Annotated in this window: 16 protein-coding genes and 1 pseudogene; 11 read left to right on the plus strand and 6 right to left on the minus strand. The window is 72.4% G+C overall.

Annotated elements, in window-relative coordinates:
- Nucleotides 1-381 precede the first annotated feature (381 nt).
- The 3 genes from HD597_RS42800 to HD597_RS42810 are packed head-to-tail and all read left to right on the plus strand — an operon-like array spanning nucleotide 382 to nucleotide 2,404.
- Nucleotides 382-1,086 (plus strand): hypothetical protein, encoded by a 705-nt coding sequence (locus tag HD597_RS42800; protein WP_253751107.1) that lies wholly within the window; start codon nucleotides 382-384, stop codon nucleotides 1,084-1,086.
- A 37-nt stretch (nucleotides 1,087-1,123) separates the two neighbouring features.
- Nucleotides 1,124-1,780, plus strand: coding sequence for a class I SAM-dependent methyltransferase (locus tag HD597_RS42805; RefSeq protein WP_253751110.1), 657 nt, complete (start codon nucleotides 1,124-1,126; stop codon nucleotides 1,778-1,780).
- 3 nt (nucleotides 1,781-1,783) lie between these two features.
- Nucleotides 1,784-2,404, plus strand: coding sequence for an NUDIX hydrolase (locus HD597_RS42810; protein ID WP_253751113.1), 621 nt, complete (start codon nucleotides 1,784-1,786; stop codon nucleotides 2,402-2,404).
- Nucleotides 2,405-2,581: 177 nt separating this feature from the next.
- Here the strand turns inward: HD597_RS42810 and HD597_RS42815 are convergent, their stop codons facing one another.
- Complete coding sequence (locus tag HD597_RS42815; protein WP_253751116.1) at nucleotides 2,582-3,610, minus strand: saccharopine dehydrogenase family protein; 1,029 nt, start codon at nucleotides 3,608-3,610, stop codon at nucleotides 2,582-2,584.
- Between the two features lie 101 nt (nucleotides 3,611-3,711).
- Between HD597_RS42815 and HD597_RS42820 the strand changes: the two genes are divergently transcribed.
- Nucleotides 3,712-4,683 (plus strand): helix-turn-helix domain-containing protein, encoded by a 972-nt coding sequence (locus HD597_RS42820; RefSeq protein ID WP_253751120.1) that lies wholly within the window; start codon nucleotides 3,712-3,714, stop codon nucleotides 4,681-4,683.
- On the opposite strand, the gene HD597_RS42825 is transcribed toward HD597_RS42820, so the two are convergent.
- Complete coding sequence (locus HD597_RS42825) at nucleotides 4,680-6,101, minus strand: alpha/beta hydrolase family protein (protein ID WP_253751123.1); 1,422 nt, start codon at nucleotides 6,099-6,101, stop codon at nucleotides 4,680-4,682. The genes HD597_RS42820 and HD597_RS42825 overlap by 4 nt on opposite strands.
- Nucleotides 6,102-6,180: 79 nt before the next feature.
- Here HD597_RS42825 and HD597_RS42830 point away from each other — a divergent pair, with 79 nt between their 5' ends.
- Nucleotides 6,181-6,744, plus strand: a complete 564-nt coding sequence (locus HD597_RS42830) for an ArsR/SmtB family transcription factor (RefSeq protein ID WP_253751126.1) — start codon at nucleotides 6,181-6,183, stop codon at nucleotides 6,742-6,744.
- 18 nt (nucleotides 6,745-6,762) lie between these two features.
- Here the strand turns inward: HD597_RS42830 and HD597_RS42835 are convergent, their stop codons facing one another.
- Nucleotides 6,763-8,268, minus strand: coding sequence for a PQQ-dependent sugar dehydrogenase (locus HD597_RS42835; protein ID WP_253751131.1), 1,506 nt, complete (start codon nucleotides 8,266-8,268; stop codon nucleotides 6,763-6,765).
- Nucleotides 8,269-8,567: 299 nt separating this feature from the next.
- Between HD597_RS42835 and HD597_RS67060 the strand changes: the two genes are divergently transcribed.
- From HD597_RS67060 to HD597_RS67065, 4 genes and pseudogenes are all read left to right on the plus strand, one after another.
- Nucleotides 8,568-8,678, plus strand: a complete 111-nt coding sequence (locus tag HD597_RS67060) for a hypothetical protein (RefSeq protein ID WP_372513511.1) — start codon at nucleotides 8,568-8,570, stop codon at nucleotides 8,676-8,678.
- A 508-nt stretch (nucleotides 8,679-9,186) separates the two neighbouring features.
- Nucleotides 9,187-10,512 (plus strand): alpha/beta hydrolase family protein, encoded by a 1,326-nt coding sequence (locus HD597_RS42845; RefSeq protein WP_253751136.1) that lies wholly within the window; start codon nucleotides 9,187-9,189, stop codon nucleotides 10,510-10,512.
- A gap of 40 nt (nucleotides 10,513-10,552) precedes the next feature.
- Entirely contained in the window at nucleotides 10,553-10,876 is a 324-nt protein-coding gene (locus HD597_RS42850) for an AraC-like ligand-binding domain-containing protein (protein ID WP_253751140.1), read from the plus strand.
- Nucleotides 10,845-11,084, plus strand: a pseudogene (locus HD597_RS67065) (hypothetical protein); the annotation flags it as partial. The gene HD597_RS42850 and the pseudogene HD597_RS67065, both read left to right, overlap by 32 nt.
- A gap of 144 nt (nucleotides 11,085-11,228) precedes the next feature.
- Here the strand turns inward: HD597_RS67065 and HD597_RS42860 are convergent.
- The gene (locus HD597_RS42860) at nucleotides 11,229-11,774 is read right to left on the minus strand and encodes a YceI family protein (protein ID WP_253751147.1); all 546 of its coding nucleotides are present in this window, start codon (nucleotides 11,772-11,774) and stop codon (nucleotides 11,229-11,231) included.
- A gap of 94 nt (nucleotides 11,775-11,868) precedes the next feature.
- On the opposite strand from HD597_RS42860, the gene HD597_RS42865 reads away from it, so the two are divergent.
- Entirely contained in the window at nucleotides 11,869-12,324 is a 456-nt protein-coding gene (locus HD597_RS42865; RefSeq protein ID WP_372513514.1) for a MarR family winged helix-turn-helix transcriptional regulator, read from the plus strand.
- A 4-nt stretch (nucleotides 12,325-12,328) separates the two neighbouring features.
- Here HD597_RS42865 and HD597_RS42870 read toward each other — a convergent pair whose 3' ends face one another.
- Entirely contained in the window at nucleotides 12,329-12,931 is a 603-nt protein-coding gene (locus tag HD597_RS42870) for a TetR/AcrR family transcriptional regulator (protein WP_253751169.1), read from the minus strand.
- 86 nt (nucleotides 12,932-13,017) lie between these two features.
- Between HD597_RS42870 and HD597_RS42875 the strand changes: the two genes are divergently transcribed.
- Nucleotides 13,018-13,755 carry an SDR family oxidoreductase gene (locus HD597_RS42875; RefSeq protein ID WP_253751172.1) on the plus strand — a complete coding sequence of 246 codons (738 nt, stop codon included), beginning with the start codon at nucleotides 13,018-13,020 and terminating at the stop codon, nucleotides 13,753-13,755.
- 22 nt (nucleotides 13,756-13,777) lie between these two features.
- Here the strand turns inward: HD597_RS42875 and HD597_RS42880 are convergent, their stop codons facing one another.
- Nucleotides 13,778-14,755 (minus strand): NAD(P)-dependent alcohol dehydrogenase, encoded by a 978-nt coding sequence (locus tag HD597_RS42880; RefSeq protein WP_253751176.1) that lies wholly within the window; start codon nucleotides 14,753-14,755, stop codon nucleotides 13,778-13,780.
- Nucleotides 14,756-14,805 lie beyond the last annotated feature (50 nt).

Here is a 14,805-nt window from a genome sequence, read left to right on the forward strand (position 1 = left end):
GGGGGTGGTGTGTCCCACAATGGGGTAATGGCACACCCTCAGCAGCCCCGACCCCAAGGGCCCTGGGGGCCTCAGGGGCCCCATGGGTACGGGCCGCCACCAGGCCAGGGCACCCCCGGCTACGGCCCCCCTCAGGCCCCCGGACAGGGCGGACCCGGCTACGGGCCGCCCCAAGGCCAACCCGGCTACGGGCCGTCTCAGGGACAACCCGGCTACGGGCCGTCTCAAGCACAACCCGGCTACGGGCAGCCCCATGGCCAGCCTGGTTACGGCCCGCCCCAGAACCAGCCCGGTCAAGGGCCGCCGCCCCCCGGCCAGTACGGCAACCAGGGCGGACCGCCGCCGCCCTTCGGCCCTCCGCCGGGCAACCGCAACAACCCCGTGCTCATCGGCGTGATCGTCGCCCTGTCGGCGATCCTCCTGCTCGGGGGCGGCGCCTTCGGCGCGTACGCCTACCTCGGCTCCTCCGATCCCGCCCCCACCCCCACCCCCGTCGCCCAGCCGAGCACCCCGCCGACGTCCGCGCCACCGTCGTCCCCGGCGCCGTCTCCCACCCCGGCCGAGGAGACCCCCGAGCCGTCCAGCACGCCCAGTGACAGCTCGGGAGGGCCGCTCGACCACACCGAGTTCGGCAACTGGAACTACTCGCTGAAGGGCGAGAAGTACGCGGCGCGCAAGGTCGGCGGCTGGACGTACGACTCGTGCGACCCGCTGGACGCCGAGGGCGTCATGGCCGACAACAACTGCGAGAGCGCCATCCAGCTCGCCTACACCGCCTACGGCGGGAATCTCAGGGCGGTGCAGATCGTCCTGCGGTTCCCCGGGACAAGCGACGCCAAGAAGACCGCGAACCAGCTCAAGAACAGCGCCGACGACAAGGTCGCCTGGCGCCGGGCCAGCGCCCACAGCAGGTACGCCTACGGCGCGATCTACTCGGGCGCGTACCTGAACTACGTGGTCGTCACGGTCGTCACCACCAACGAGTCGGCCAAGCCCAAGGCCAGGAAGTTCCACACCGCCATGCAGACCGACCGCGGCGTCTACTTCTTCCTGGGCCGCCAGGACGAGCGAGTCGTCACGAGCTAGCCGCGTCTGTCAGTCGATGGGGCTAAGGTCCTTGGCCGTGACCGAATCTTCCTACCTCCATGAGACCCGGGTGGCCTACGATACCGTTGCCGCCGACTACGCCGAGTTGCTCCGTGACGAGCTGGACGCCAAGCCGCTGGACCGCGCCATGCTGGGGGCGTTCGCCGAGCTCGTGCGGGAGGCCGGCGAGGTCGCCGACCTCGGCTGCGGCCCCGGCCGCGTCACGGCCCACCTGCGGGCTCTGGGGGTCGACGCCTTCGGCGTGGACCTGTCGCCGGAGATGATCGCGGTCGCCCGCCGGAGCCACCCGGGGCTGCGCTTCGAGGTGGGGTCGATGACCGCGCTGGACCTGGCGGACGAGGCCGTCGGCGGCGCGCTCCTTTGGTACTCGACCGTGCACACGCCGCCGGAGCTGCTGGGGAAGGTGTTCGAGGAGGCCCATCGGGTGCTGGCCCCGGGTGGTCATCTGCTGATCGCGTTCAAGGTGGGTGACCAGCGCCGCCACCTGAGCAGGGGTTACGGGCACGAGTTGTCGCTCGACGTCTACTGGAATCCCCCTGAGCAGATCGCCGAGCTGATGGGCAAGGCGGGGCTGGTCGTGGACGCCCGGCTGATCCGCGAGCCCGACGCGAGCGAGCGGCCGCGGTCGGGCCCGCAGGGCTTCTTCCTGGCGTACAAGCCCGGCCGGGACTGATCGATGCCGCCCATCGCCGACGAGTCCCGGGAGCTGGTCCGCGCCCTGGTCGAGGAGATGACTCCGCACGACGGCCGGGAGGCCGCGGACCTCAAGTGGACGCTCGACTGGGTCGACTCCGGCGCGCCGCTGTTCCGGGTGGCCAAGCCGGCGACGCCGCCGTGCCATCTCGTCGCGTACGCCGCCCTGGTGGACCGGGGCCGCGCCTCGGTGATGCTCGTGGACCACCTGAAGGCCAGGGCGTGGCTGCCGCCCGGCGGGCACGTGGATCCCGGTGAGGATCCGCGCCGGACGGTGCTGCGTGAGGTGGAGGAGGAGCTGGGCATCGCCGGGCGCTTCCATCCGGTGCTCGGCTCCGCTCCGTTCTTCCTCACCGTGACGCGGACGCGCGGGGCGGATGCGCACACCGATGTGTCGCTCTGGTTCGTGCTGGAGGGGGATCAGCAGGCGCCGATCACGCCCGACCTCGCCGAGTTCGCCGAGGTGCGCTGGTTCGCCCTCGGGGGCGGCGCGCGCTGGGCGCCGGATCGGTTCGATCCGGAGATGTCGCGCTTCGTGGCGAAGCTGGAGGCGGGCGGGTTCGTGCCGGGCTCCGGCGGGACGGAGGCGGGCGGGCGCCCATGAACGCGGCGCCGGCCGCAGGTCCGCGTCCCTGAACCCGGGGGCGCAGGCCCGTGCCGCGCAGCGGGGGCGCAGGTCCGCACCGCTCGGCGCGGCGAGCGCCGGTCCGTGCCGCTCGGCGCGGAGGCGCAGGTCCGTGCCGCTCGGCGCGGAGGCGCAGGTCCGTGCCGCTCGGCGCGGCTACTTGCGCAGGTCGACCGTGAGGTGCGCGGACAGGGCGCGGAGGAAGTCGGGGGCGTCGAAGATCTCACCGGCGGAGACGACGCCGACCGCCTTGGTCCGCCCGGAGAGGACGCGCTCGACCGCCTCCACCACCAGCGGCGCGGTGATCGCGTAGATGTCCTGCCCCGTGGCCACGGCACGCCGCTCGTCGGAGCCCGAGCGCACGACGACGTCCACGAGGAACGTCTGCGCCGAGCGCCCCGACTCGTCGGCCGGCGCCGGCGCCGGCGCGTCGGCGGAGACCACGTCCTTGGCCGCCTCGACCGTCATGTACGTGCGCACCTCGGGGATGGACAGGTGGCTGGGCACGGTGACGACGTCCGCCATCGTGAACTCCCCGATGACGTCCCGGGGCCCGACCGGCTCGGGGAAGGACCACTCCAGCGTCGGGGACGGGTCGTCGCGGTACTCCAGCCGGCCGTTGGCGAACCGCACGCGCCGGCCGTCCCGCCGCTCCCGCGAGATCACGCCCGAGGCCCGCGTCCCGGCGGTGGGGTGCCAGCTGCTCAGGGCGTACGCGACGTGCGCCTCGTCGGCCGACGTCCACTCGCCCATCGCGGCGGTGGCGAGCAGGTCGCCGAGGCCGCCGTAGAAGGCCATCGCGGGGACGATCACCGCTCCGGCGGCGCGGGCACGCTCGCCGAAGTGCGCGAACGTGTCGGCGTTGGCCTCGATCTCGGCCGCCACGTCCAGGTACGGGATCCCGGCGCGCAGCGCCGCCTCGATCACGGGGCCGCCGGTCGTGGCGAAGGGCCCGGCGGTGTTGATCACGGCCGCGGCTCCGGCGAGCGCTCGGTCGAGGGAGCCCGGGTCGTCGACCGACGCGGGGCGGGCCTCCAGCCCGGTCTCGTACGCCAGCGCCTTGAGCTTGTCGGCGTCACGCCCGGCCAGGATCGGGACGAACCCGCGCTCGCGCAGCTCCGTCACCACGAACCGCCCGGTGTGCCCGTACGCGCCGAACACCGTGACCATCTGCCCTGCTCCCATTGGGTTCTCCCCCGTTCTCGGTTGATCTGATGTGACCATTTTGGCAACGGCGACGCGCCCGCACGAGTGTCCGGAACGCCAATAGCCATACAATTCCGGACATGCATACCATGGCGCTGGCCGTCACCGACGGCATGCTGCACTTCGAGCTGTCCCTGGCGTACGAGGTCTTCGGGTCCGACCTGCGCCACCTGGCCGACCCCTGGTACGACTTCGTGGCCTGCGGGCCGGGCGCCGTACGGGCCGGTCGGTTCTGGCTGGAGCCCGACCACGGCCTCGACCACCTCGCGCGGGCCGACACGGTGATCGTCCCGGGGTGGGCCGACATCGACGTGGAGCCGCCCGCCGAGCTGGTCGACGCGGTGCGCGCGGCTCACGAGGCGGGCGCGCGCGTGGCCTCCCTGTGCACGGGCGCGTTCATCCTGGCCGCCGCCGGCCTGCTGGACGGCAGGCGCGCGACCACCCACTGGGCGCACACCCGGGAGCTGGCCATCCGGCATCCCCTGGTGGAGGTGGACCCGGACGTCCTGTACGTGGACAACGGCAGCGTGCTCACCTCCGCGGGCAAGGCCGCCGCCATGGACCTGTGCCTGCACCTGGTCCGCCTCGACCACGGCTCCTCGGTCACCAACGCGGTCGCCCGCCGCCTGGTCGTGCCGCCGCACCGGGACGGCGGCCAGTCGCAGTTCGTCACCACCCCGGTGCCCGCCCCCGACAACCATCCGCTGGCCGAGCTGTTCCCCTGGGTGATGGAGCGGCTGGACCATCCGCTCACCGTGGAGGACCTGGCCCGCCAGGCGCGGATGAGCTCGCGCAACCTGGGCCGCCACTTCAGGTCGGTGACCGGCACCACCCCGCTGCAGTGGCTGCTGACCCAGCGGATCCGCCACGCCCAGCAGTTGCTGGAGACCACCGACGAGAGCGTCGACACCATCGCCTCGGCCACCGGCATGGGCACCGCCACGACCCTGCGCCGGAACTTCAACCGCACGGTAGGCGTGCCCCCGGACGCCTACCGCCGTACCTTCCGCTCGCGCTCCCGTTTCGGGCATCTCGCAGGTCACAGCGCTTAGGGCAGCAGCAGGCCCCAGTACAGCGCCCAGGGCGCGAACACCACGCCGCCCGCGACCAGCAGGCCCAGCCGCACCCGCTCGCCCCGCGTGGCGGCCCGCCGCCACCGTGCCGCCGTGACCGCGGTGGCGGCGACGGTCACGGCCGCGACCGCCTGGAGCGCGAGCCAGATGATCGGCCTGTCGCCTGCCATGGGCCCGGGCACGGACAGCTTCCCGCCCGTCATGATCACGTAGAACAGGTACGCGAACCCGCCCAGCGCCGCCAGCAGCCCGCCCGCGCTCACCAGCCGGGCCGCCCTGACCGGCGTGACGGCCGGCCGCCGCCTGACCTTCCTGACCAGGGCCGCCACGGGATACCCGCCGAACGCCACCAGGAGCAGCACCAGCGCCACGGCCTGCACCGGGGCCGACTCCCACCACGCGGTGGGCGGCACCCCGAAGGTGTCACTCGCCTGTACCGGGGCCGGCCCTGTGACCTGGGCCTCGGGTGCGCGGCCTGAGGTCGCCTCGCCTACCCACGTTCCGACCAGTTCGGCGTAGCCGGGCGCCAGCTCGGGCTGCCGGGTGACCCCGCCGTCGGGCGTCAGGTGGGCGGCGTGGTCGGCCCCGGCGAAGAACCGGAACGCGTAGCGGCGGTTGCCGCCGTCCTCCAGGGCCTCGGCGAGGATCGGCGGCGTCTCCCTGGGAGGGGTGAGCAGGTCGTGCACGCCCCAGATGCCGAGCACGGGCTGCCGCACCTTCGCCAGGACGGGCGCCGGATCGTGGTACGGCTCGGGGAACAGCCCGCCGTCCGCGATCACCCGGTACAGGTTGGGCTCGGCCCGGTCCACCAGCGACCCGCCCACGCCCGCCTTGCGCAGCCCCGCCGCCACCGCCCAGGCCTGCTGCCGCAGCGGTTCGAGCGCGTTGGCGCCGACGAGGATGACGAAGGCGATGTCGGAGGAGCGGGCGGCGGCGATCGGCGCCACCCACCCTCCCTCGCTGAGCCCCCAGATGCCGACCTTGGCCGGGTCGACGCCGGGCTGCCGCCGCAGCGTCCCGACGGCGGCCAGGGCGTCCTCGGCGAGTTGCGGGTACGACCGTTCGAACAGCGAGTACCCCACCGAGCGCTTGTCGTAGACGAGCACGGACAGGCCCTGCCGGGCGAAGGCCACGGCCTCGGCCAGCAGCTTCTCCCGGCGCGTGCCGGTGCCCGCGCCGTGCACCAGCACGACCCCCGGGCGCCCGTCCGGGGCGCCGGCCGCGCTGATCACGCTGCCGCGCAGCTCCAGGTTCCCGTCGCCGCGGAAGCTCACCTCGGTGGACGTCAGGTCGCCCGGCAGCCCCTGCGGCTCCGGCGGCCCCGGCGGCGCGGTGGCGTGGGCGGGTGTGGCGAGCACGAATAACACGGCGGCGATCGCCGCAAGGATTCTCCTCATACTGCGGAGACTAGTTTGCAGAGAGTTCTCGGCAAAGGAATGTCTGCAGATATCGTTCTGGAGTACTAGCCTTGTCCTCATGAAGGATGACGAGCCGTACGTGCTCGATGACCCCGACCGGCTCAAGGCGCTGGCGCATCCCATGCGCCGCCGCATGCTGACCCACCTGAACGTGCACGGCCCGGCCACCTCCACCACCCTCGGCGAGCTGCTCGGCGCCAAGACCGGCACGACCAGCTACCACCTGCGCCAGCTCGAGAAGTACGGCTTCATCGAGGAGATCCCCGAGCGCTCGACGGGCCGCGAACGCTGGTGGCGCCGCGCGGAGGTCCCGCGGGACATGCGCCTGCCGACCCCCGAGCAGGTCGCGCCCGAGGACCGGCCGGTGCTGGAGGAGTTCCACCGGATCGGCTACGAGGAGGACCGCGCCCTGTTCGAACGCTTCCCCGCCGCCTACCGGGCCGACCCCGGCTGGGCCAGGGGCTCGCGCGGGCTGGCCCGGGTGACCCGGCAGGACCTGGACGCGTTCTACGAGGAGTACATCGCTCTGCTGCTGCGCTACAGCCGCCCCGCCGACGAGGCGCCGCCGGACGCCCGCCCGGTGTACATCCGCCTCTTCACCCTCCCCGCGGACGAGGGCTGACGCCCGGCGGCGCGCCCCTCACCGCGTGACGGCGCAGGTGTCCCTGTTGAGCGTGAACCGGCTCGGCGGGGACGCGTCGCCCGTGTGGCTGACGAGGTAGCCCATCGTGACGCTCTGGCCGGGCGCGACGGAGCCGTTGTGGGCGGCGTTGACGGCGCTGACCATGTCACCGCTCTGGGTGAGGTCGGTGTTCCAGTCCGAGACGACGCTCTGTCCCCTGGCGAGCGGGAAGCGCAGCGTCCAGCCGCTGATCGGGGCCGTGCCGGTGTTGGTGATCGTGAGGTCGACGGTCATGCCGGTGCCCCAGGCCCGCGTGGTGTAGGCGATCCGGCAGGTCGGCTCGGCGTGTTCGAAGGAGACGCGGTGCAGGCCGCCGGGCAGGTCGTTGACGACGTAGAGCTCGCCCTCCGGCGTGGCGCCGAACGCGGTGACCTGCGTCGGCATCTGGCCGAGCTCTGCGGCGGCGTAGCCGCCGGAGCCGTTCTCGCGCAGCGCCCACACGGTCATGTAGCAGTAGTCGGCGGCGATGTAGGTGCCGCCGACCAGGTCGGCGAACTGCTGGCCCCGGTAGACCTGCCCGCCGATGACCGCGCAGCCGCCCGTGTGCGGGGAGTAGGTGAAGACGGGCTTGGTGTAGGTGGCGCCGGAGCCGCACTGGGTCTGGTCGAACACCTCCAGCCCCTCGTAGCAGGACCAGCCCAGGTTCGCGCCGGCCTGCCGCCCGGGCTTGACGTGGTTGATCTCCTCCCACCTGCCCTGGCCGACGTCGCCGATCCACAGGGAGCCGTCCGCCCGGTCGACGGAGAAGCGCCAGGGGTTGCGGCCGCCGTACATCCACACCTCGCCCCTCGCCCCCGCGACCCCGACGAACGGGTTGTCGGCCGGGATGCAGTAGGCCAGGGCGCCGCAGGTCCTGCGCACGTCCACGCGGAGGATCTTGCCCAGCAGCGTGTCCAGGCGCTGCCCGGTGTCGAAGGGGTCGCCCGCGGCGCCGCCGTCGCCGATGCTCATGTAGAGGTTGCCGTCGGTGCCGAAGGTGATCTGGCCGCCGTTGTGGTTGCTGTACTCGGCGTGCTCCTGGGAGAGCAGGGGCTCCAGGCGCGCCTCGTCCAGCCGGTACCTGCCCAGGGTCACGGCTCCGTCCGGCAGCGCGGTGTAGGCGAGGTAGACGTCCTGGCTCCGGGCGAAGTCGGGGGCGACGGCGATGCCGAGCAGCCCTCGCTCGTTGCCCGACTCGTCCACGGAGGCGGTGATGTCGATGATCGGGCTCTGGGCGAGGCCGGTGTCGGGGTGGTAGACGCGTACGGTGCCGCGCTTCTCGGTGATGAGCAGCCGGTCCGTCCCGTCGTCGGGGGCGGCGATGGCGGTGGGGCGGCGTAAGCCGAAGGCCACCTGGGTGGTGGTGGCGTTGATCTCCTCCAGCGGGGGCACGGCGGCGGCGGTCGCCGGGGAGGCGCTCACGGGGGCTAGCAGTGGCAGGGACAGGGCGAGCAGCATGGGGATGGCCCAGCGTCTTCCTGGCATGTCAGGGCTCCAGCGGCGAGGCTTCGTCGAGCTCGGACGTTATCCGCTCGCCCGCGATCATCGCCAACCACGCCACCGTCCCCGGAGACATGACAGGGCCGCTCCCGGCTCTGACCTCGTAGATTGCGGGAGCAGCCCGGCGGGGTCGATGAAACGTACATCGTCGCGGGTGAGGGACCGCCTCCTCCTTCCCCGACAGGAAGCGGCCCCAGGGTCACCACACCCGCGGCGGGTGAACGCGCCTGGACTGGGATCAGTCCAGGTTCGGCCACCACCAGTCGTCCTTGACCGGCTCTTCCTTGACCGGCTCTTCCTTCACGGGCTCTTCCTTGACCGGCGGCTCCACCTTCACCGGCTTGCGCTTGATCGGCACGTGCCTGTGCTCGTGGTGCCGCTCGTTACGCGAGTAGTTGTCGTTGTCGACGATCACGTCGATCCGCGGCATGCGGTAGCGCGGGTTGTGCAGGATGGGCTTCTCCCGCGGCACGTACCTCGTCTTGGTGACGTGCCGTACCGGCTCGGAAGGCGGGCCTCCGGCCTCGACCGCGGGGAAGCCGGCGCTCGCGCTGGCCACCCCCATGCCGAGAGGGAGGAACATGACACCGGCGACCGCGCCGGTCAGAACCAGTGCCGCGAGCCGCCCTTGGCGCGGGGCCCGCGATTGCCGAATTTGAGTGTTCACGTGCTCGTTTCCGTTCTGGATAGATCGGCCAGAATCCCGGCGTCCCCCGGCTGGGCGAGCGCCTAGACGGAAGCAGACGTACCCATGCAGATACTCTCAGTTACCTCCTTAAACCCAAACAACCCGTCAAAGCCCACAGATCTCAGACGATGACTGGGTTCACACCGCTGGAGCCTGATCGGCAACTGTTGTCTCATGGAATGAGGTCCCCCAGCCTGGAAGAAAGGTGACGACCGATGCGCCCCCTCCTCCCGGTCGTTCTCGCCGCCGTGCTGTGCGCGTCACCGGCCACGCCCGCCGCGGGAACCACTCCCGACGTCCCCGGAGACCAGCCCTTACCGGGCTACACCGTCGACAACCCGCCCCTCCCCCCGGCCACCGTGCACGGCAGGCCGAGCCGGGTCCTGCAAGGGGTGCACGAGCACGCGGCCTTCGACATCGAGGTGCCGCCGCGCTGGAACGGCGAGCTGGTGATGTGGGCGCACGGCTACCGCGGCGACACGACGGTCCTCACCGTGGAGCCGCCCGCCTACGGCCTGCGGCAGCGGCTGCTGGAGCAGGGGTACGCCTGGGCCGCCTCCTCCTACTACGCCAACGGCTACGACGTGCGGGCGGGCGTGCTCAGCACCCGCGACCTCGTCTCGCGCTTCACCCGGGAGGTGGGGCGGCCGCACCGGACGTTCCTGGCCGGCGTGTCCATGGGCGGTCACGTCACCGTCCGCTCGATCGAGCAGTACCCCGGCGTGTACGACGCCGCGCTGCCCATGTGCGGGGTGCTCGGCGACCACGAGCTGTTCGACTTCTTCCTGGACTACCAGCTCGTCGCGCAGGACCTGGCCGACGTGCCCGCGTACCCGATCCCGGCGGACTACGCGACCTCGGTCGTGCCGAGGATCAAGGAACGGCTCGGCCTGACGGGCGGGGCGGAGCCCGGCAACGAGCTGGGCAGGCAGTTCCGCTCCATCGTGGTGAACCTCGGCGGCGGGGAGCGGCCCGGCGCGTCGGCGGCGTTCGCGTACTGGCAGGACTTCCTGTTCGGGCTGGCGGGTCAGGACGAGGGCGGCACGCTGGCGCAGGAGCCCGGCAGGGTGGCGACCAACCGCGGCACCCTCTACCGGCCGGCGGCGCCGGTGAACGTCAACGCGAGCGTGCAGCGGGTCGATCCCGCCGATCCGGTGGCGCGCCGTACGGGGCGGCTGACGGAGGTGCCCGGCGTCTCCGGCAGGATCGGCGTGCCGGTGTTGTCGCTGCACAACCTGGGCGACAACTTCGTGCCGTTCTCGATGGAGCAGCACTACCGAGCCGACGTGGCCCGGCACGGCCGCTCCGCGCTGCTGGTGCAGCGCGCGATCCGCGCGGCGGGGCACTGCGAGTTCAGCGACGCCGAGGCGGGCGCGGCCTGGGACGACCTCGTACGCTGGCAGCGCACCGGCAAGCGGCCCCACGGCGACGACGTGAGCCGCCCCGCCACGGTGGCCGGCCCCGCCTACGGCTGCCGGTTCACCGACCCGTCGGCCTACCCGACCGGTACCCGGCCGCTGTACCCGCCCTGCCCCGCGTGAGTCTGCGCCGCTGATCTCCGGGTGTCAGGTGGCGGAGACGATGGAGACGCTTGTGCTGGTACTCGACACGGACACCCTGCCTCCCTCCGACCGGGTGGAGGCGTTCCACCACGGCCTGACCGACGACTCGGTGCCCAACGAGGTCCGCCACGAGCAGCCCCCGTCGGGCCTGCGCGCCAGGATGGCGGTGTGCCGGATCGGCGGGCTGCCCCTCCTGACCATGCACAGCACCGGATTCACGTTGCACCGCACCGACCGGCACGTGCGCAGGCAGCGCAGCCGGCCCGTGGTCTCCGTCTCGTTGCAGCTCAGCGGGGGTGGGCCGGGCCGAGGTGGCCGGGCGCCGGCTGACGTACGGCCCTGACGACCTCACCGTCTTCCACGAGCTGTCGCCGCGCGTCTACGGCTGGTCCGGAGTGGGCTCCTCCCAGGCCATGGTCATCGACATGGACCGGCTCGGCGTGCCGGTGGAGCCGGTGGTGCGGGCCTCGCTCCAGCTGCGGGCCAGCCCGCTGTACGACCTCGTCCTACAGCACCTGCGCGGCCTGTGGCGCGACCCGGAGCGGATGGCCGCCGACCCGGGCGCGCCCGCGGTGGCGAACGCCACCGTCGAGCTGGTGCGGGCGCTGCTGGTGTCGGCGCTGCACGACGAGCGGTCGGCAGCCACCCGGTCGGTGCCGGACGAGACGCTCCTGACCCGCGTCCGGCGCGTTCCTTCAGCCGGACTTGACTGCGGACAGGTCGAACTCGAGCGTGATCTTCTCCGACACCATCACCCCGCCGGTCTCCAGGACGGCGTTGAAGCTGACCCCGAAGTCCTTGCGGTTGATCACGGTGCCGCCCTCGAAGCCGACCCGCTTGAGCCCCATGACGTCGGTGGCGGACCCGGTGTACTCGAGCGGGATGGTGATCTCGCGGGTGACGCCGCGGATGGTCAGGTCGCCGGTCACCTCGAAGCCGTCGCCGCCCGCGTGCTTGATCGCGGTGCTGGTGAACGTGATGTGCGGGTGCGTGGCGACGTCGAGGAAGTCACCGGTGCGCAGGTGCTCGTCACGCTGGGCGTTGCCGGTGTCGACCCCGGCCGCGTCCAGGACCACGCGGACGCTGGAAGCGGCCGGGTTCGCGGCGTCCAGCGTGGCGGTGGCCTCCACGATGGGAAGGCTGCCGCGCACCTTGGTGACCATGGCATGGCGGGCCACGAAACCGAAGCGGCTGTGCGCCGGGTCGATGGTGTAGGCGCCGCCGAGCTCACTGGGGTACATGCCTGCTCCTTCAGTTTTAGTTCAGCACTGAAACATTCAGCACGACAGTATCCAGATTTATTTCAGCGCGCAACAGTTGAGTAGGATGCTTCGCGTGACGAGGTGGCTGAACGACGACGAACAACGCAGCTGGCGAGCCTTCGCTCAGGCCAGCCGGCTGGTGAACGACCGGCTCGACCGCGACCTGCAGAACGAGGCCGGCATGCCGCCGACCTACTACGAGCTGCTGGTCCTGCTCTCCGAGGCGCCCCAGCGCACGCTGCGCATGAGCGAGCTGGCGCGCTGGACGCGTTCCAAGCCCAGCCGCATCTCCCACGCGGTCAACAAGCTCGAACAGAGCGGCTGGGTGCGCAGGGAGCACTTCGAGGGAGACCGGCGCGGCTGGCTCGCCGTGCTCACGGACGAGGGCCTGGCCGCGCTACAGGTCGCCGCTCCGCGCCACGTCGAGAGCGTACGGGCGCACCTGATCGACGCGCTCACCCCCGAGCAGTTCCGGCAGCTCGGCGAGATCAGCCAGGCACTCCTCGACCATCTGACCAAGTCCGAGTGAGCCGCTACCCGCCGAACGACCGCAGGTGCCGGTAGGCGGCGTCGAGCGCCACGCGCAGCGGCTCGACGTCCTGCCTGGTCCTGGCCAGCAGCAGCCCGCCCTGGAACGCCGCGAACACCACCACGGCCAGCTTCTCCGGGTCCGCGGCGGGGACGAGCAGGCCGCGTGCCCGCATGGCGGCCAGGCCGTCCGCGAGGCGGCGCTCCAGGACGTCGAAGCAGCGCGCCAGGTCGGCCCTGGCCGCCTCGTCGCGGCCGCAGAGCTCGGCGGCGAGGCTGCCGATCGGGCAGCCGGGCAGGCCGTGCGCCTCGTTCTCGCTGATCAGCATGTCGAGCCAGCGGCGGATGCCGGCCCAGTCGTCCAGCTCGGCGAGCAGGGGGCCCTGCACGTCGAGCACGCCGTCCATGCGGGCCTGGATCACGGCGCGGACCAGGTCGTCCTTGTCGTCGAAGAAGTGGTAGAGCTGGCTCTTGCTCGCGCCGGCCCGCGCCAGGACGCGCTCGATGCCCGTGCCCGCGACCCCGTGGATCTCCATCAGCTCGGAGGCCGCCGCCACGATCCGGTCGCGGCTGCGCCGGCCGCGGTCGGTGGTCGGCTGGTGCGCCATGACCCGCAGCCTAATCCCTCTGGACGGATCGGTCCAGTTGTGCCTACAGTCATTGGACCGATCCGTCCACTCGTGAGGAGCATGACGTGAGCGCACCCGCCGCACTGATCACCGGCGGCACCACCGGGATCGGCCTGGCCACCGCCCGCACGCTGCACGCCGAGGGATACGCGGTCCTCGTCACCGGCCGCGACCCCGCCACCCTGGCCCGGGCCAGGCAGACCCTCCCCCCGGACGTCACGGTCGTGCGCGCCGACTCGGCCGCGCCGGGCGACGCCGACACCGTCGCCCAGCAGGTCCGCGACCGGTTCGGCCACCTCGACCTGGTGTTCCTCAACGCGGGCGTCGGCCGGTTCGCCCCGCTGGAGGCCGTCGACGAGCCCTTCTACGACGAGCACTTCGACGTCAACGTCAAGGGCCAGCTCTTCACGCTCCAGCGCGTGCTCCCCCTGATCGCCGACGGCGGCTCCGTGATCTTCAACAGCGCCCTGGGCGCGGCCAGGGGCCAGCCCCACTGGTCGGTCTACAGCGCCACCAAGGGAGCCCTGATCTCCCTGGTCCGCGCCCTGGCCGTCGAGCTGGCCCCGCGCGGCATCCGCGTCAACGCCGTCAGCCCCGGCCCCATCGACACCCCCGCCCTGACCAAGCTCGGCGCCCGCGACGGCTTCCTCGAGGACCTGGCCGCCCGCGTGCCGCTGGGCCGCCTCGGCGCCGGCGAGGACGTCGCCCGCACCGTCGCCTTCCTGGCCTCCCCGGCCGCCGGCTACATCACCGGCGTGAACCTGCCCGTGGACGGCGGCCTGTCCGCGGCCGTCCCCGCCTGAGCCCCGGGCATCATCCAGAGGTTCACGGGACGACCACGACCTTGCCTCTCGCGTGGCCGCGTTCGAGGTAGCGGATGGCCTCGGCGGCCTCGGCGAGCGGGTAGGTCCGGTCGATGACGGGGGTGACCTTGCCCGATTCGATGAGGCCGGTGATGGTGTCGAGGTCCGCGCTGCTGTTGCGGCTCAGGAAGAACGTCATCCGGGGCATCACCATGATCTTGACCATCCCGATCACCGGCCCGATCCACAGCCCCTTCGCCGGCGCGCCCGCCACGAGGACGCCTGTGGGCGCGAGCACGCGCCGGTTCGCGCCCGGGCCGTGGTTGGCGACCAGGTCGAGCACCACGTCGTAGCGCTGCCCGGAACGCGTGTACTCCTCCTTGGTGTAGTCGACGACGTGGTCGGCGCCGATCGACCGGACCAGCTCCACGTTGCCGGTGCCGCACACCCCGGTGACCTCGGCGGCCCCCAGCGCCTTGGCGATCTGCACGGCGAACGTCCCCACGCCGCCCGCCGCCCCGTTGACCAGCACCCGGTGCCCGCGCCGCAGCCGCCCCTTGTCCCGCAGCCCCTGCAACGCGGTGAGCGCCGCCACCGGGACGGCCGCGGCCTGCTCGAACGTGAGCCCGGCCGGCATCCTGCGCACCATCCCGTCCTGCTTCAGGCAGGCGTACTCGGCCAGGCCGGTCGTGCCCGGCACGAGGTCCAGGCCGCAGCCGCCGTACACCTCGTCCCCCGGGGCGAGCGCGGTGACGCCGGGCCCCACCGACTCGACGACGCCGGCCAGGTCGGCGCCCAGGGCGGTGTGCTTGGGGCGGGTCAGGCCGCTCATCGGGCGGGCGACGTACGGCTCGCCGCGCATGGTGTGCCAGTCCAGGGGGTTGACGGAGGCGGCTCGTACGCGGATCAGCACGTCGCCGGGGCCGACGGCGGGCAGGTCCGTGTCCTCCAGTCGGAGCACGTCGGGCGGGCCGTAGGCGTGGTAGCGGATGGCTTTCACGATCCCCAGCGTGCGATCGGGCAGCGGCGGCAGGAAATCACGTGAATTCG

It is taken from the genome of Nonomuraea thailandensis (assembly GCF_024172165.1).
Lineage (GTDB): Bacteria > Actinomycetota > Actinomycetes > Streptosporangiales > Streptosporangiaceae > Nonomuraea > Nonomuraea thailandensis.